This window comes from Microcystis sp. LE19-41.2A (assembly GCF_027530405.1).
GTDB lineage: Bacteria > Cyanobacteriota > Cyanobacteriia > Cyanobacteriales > Microcystaceae > Microcystis > Microcystis aeruginosa.
In genome coordinates this window covers 1-2460 of record NZ_JAPZQJ010000521.1, presented here as the reverse complement: position 1 = coordinate 2460, position 2460 = coordinate 1, and the positions used below count along the sequence as shown (strand labels likewise).

The following is a 2460-nucleotide window of genomic DNA, read 5'->3' as shown; positions in this document are numbered from 1 at the left end:
TCTGTTAACTTTTGTTTCGAGCCTGTCAGCCTTTTGGCTCGTGGGTGTTGACGATGGTTAATTCGTATCTTCGCCCCAGGGCTATCCATAGGTTCTGGCTCAACGGGTTTCTGATTTAGGCTATCAGATACCGCTTTTTTTCCTCGCTCACTACCTCAGATGTACCAAGTCTAAAGCAGCAGGAAATGCCGTCACTCTAGGCATCTAGAGGACAGGACTAAGGTTATTACTAACCCGCACCTGTAAGGTTATAAAGTTATCAAGGTACTACATTTACCAAGCGGCTAATCCTCTAAACGTCTTACTGTCTAGTTTCTAGCCAACGAATCGCACCACACCCCACACCCTGTCCCCAGGAAAAACTTTTTGCCGCAAACCCCAGTTAGTTAACCCTATTCCTGCTCAGAAATCATGGCAAAATCCTCTTAACTGGATCTGGGCTAAAAAATCTAACTTAAACAGCGAATTGCCTCCAATAAACCCCTCGCTTTGTTGAGGGTTTCTTCATACTCTTTCTCCGGCTCAGAATCAGCGACTAACCCTGCTCCCGCCTGCACGGAAACCAGATAATTTTGATTACCCTGGGGACGAACAATCATAGTGCGAATCGTGATGGCACTATTTAACTGTCCCTCGAAATCGTAGTAACCATAAACCCCTGAATAGGGACCACGACGACAGGGTTCTAATTCATGAATAATTTCCATAGCACGAATTTTCGGGGCCCCACTGACGGTTCCCGCGGGAAAACAAGCTTTTAATAAATCCCAAGCACTTTTATTGGTGGCTAAATACCCCACCACATTACTAACAATGTGCATAACGTGGGAATAACGTTCAATGATCATTAATTCATCCACTTTAACCGTACCTCGATCGCACACCCGACCTAGATCATTTCTCCCCAAATCCACTAACATAATATGCTCGGCAATTTCTTTGGGATCTTGCAATAAATCCGTTGCTAAAGCTTGGTCTTCACTCAAGTTTTGTCCCCGGCGACGGGTGCCAGCAATTGGTCTGACCGTAGCCTTTATTTTACCTAATTCGTCCCGTTCTGCCTTAACCATCACTTCAGGACTAGAGCCAATAATTTGCCAATCCTTAAAGTTATAAAAAGCCATGTAAGGAGAAGGATTAATCAGACGCAAGGAACGATATAAATCGAAGGGATGACCCTGATAATTAGCATTTAAACGCTGGGAAATAACCACCTGAAAAATATCCCCCGCTTTGATGTAATCCTTAGCTTTTAGGACATTTTGACAGAATTTTTCCTGAGTTGTATTGCTTTCATAGACTAATTCTTTTCCCTGACCAACGGGTAATAATTCCAAGGTTTTGGCATTAGTTGGTAGGGGGAATCGTAACTTCAGAACTAACTGGGTCACTCGATCGCAGGCCGCTTGATAAGCGGCCGCTAAATCGGGATTTTTACCCCGGATATCGGCATAAGCGATCGCCCAGATTTTACGTTTAACTTGATCGAAAATAATTAGATTATCCACCTGCATCCAAATACCATCTGGTAGATCGGCATCCGTAGCGGCATAAATAGGCACTCGCGGTTCAATCCAATTAATTAATTCATAACCCCAAAAACCAAATAAACCCCCTATTCCCGCGGGTAATTGCGGCAATTTAACCGGTACGATCGGGGCTAAACATTGGGTTAAAATCTCAAAAGGATCCCCCGAAAAAATCTCTTGAGAACCATTACGAAAAGTTTGGGTGGTGGTGTTTCCCCGTGCTTCTAATACCCAGACGGGATCGCCTCCTAAAAAGCTGTAGCGTCCCAAGGTTTCGCCCCCTTCCACCGACTCTAATAAAAAATTGTAGGCTTGATCGGCACAAACTTTATACCAGGCCGAAACGGGTGTTTCTAGGTCAGCGACCCATTCTTGATAGACAGGAATAAAGTTACCTTGACCAGCGAGTTGACGAAAGCGATCGAAGTCGGGGAAGATCATATTTTGATGGTTCAAGAAACGGATAGCACAACACTTGTAGGGGAAAAAAAGGAATTATGAATTATAAATTATAAATTATGAAGGAGTGGGGATCAGGGGAGATAAGTAGGGTCTGCTGAAAAAGTTTTTCGTGTGGACAGGGTGTGGGGTGTGGGGTGTGGGGTGTAGGGTTTTAGCGATTTTGAGGGGGTCAATTACCTAATTTTCAGGGAAAAAGTCCAGGGATTTTCCCCCGATCACTCCCAGATCTGGTACTTTTTGATTGACAAAAAGTCTAAAAGTCTTACCCAACAAGGTTTTTAGATTTATTCAGCCAACCCTAAGTAGGTAGGTGTTAAAAGTTGTCAGACACCCCCCTTATCAAGGGGGGATTAAGGGGGGATCGGCACCCCCCTTATCAAGGGGGGATTAAGGGGGGATCGGCACCCCCCTTATCAAGGGGGGATTAAGGGGGGATCGAAGCTAAAATCCATTTTTAATTTAATTATAA

General features: G+C 44.3%; 1 protein-coding gene. It reads right to left on the bottom strand.

Going from position 1 to position 2460, the window contains the following annotated elements:
- Window positions 1-449: 449 nt before the first annotated feature.
- The gene (gene trpE / locus O9290_RS21945; RefSeq protein WP_288087540.1) at window positions 450-1970 is read right to left on the bottom strand and encodes an anthranilate synthase component I; all 1521 of its coding nucleotides are present in this window, start codon (window positions 1968-1970) and stop codon (window positions 450-452) included.
- Between the last annotated feature and the right edge of the window lie 490 nt (window positions 1971-2460).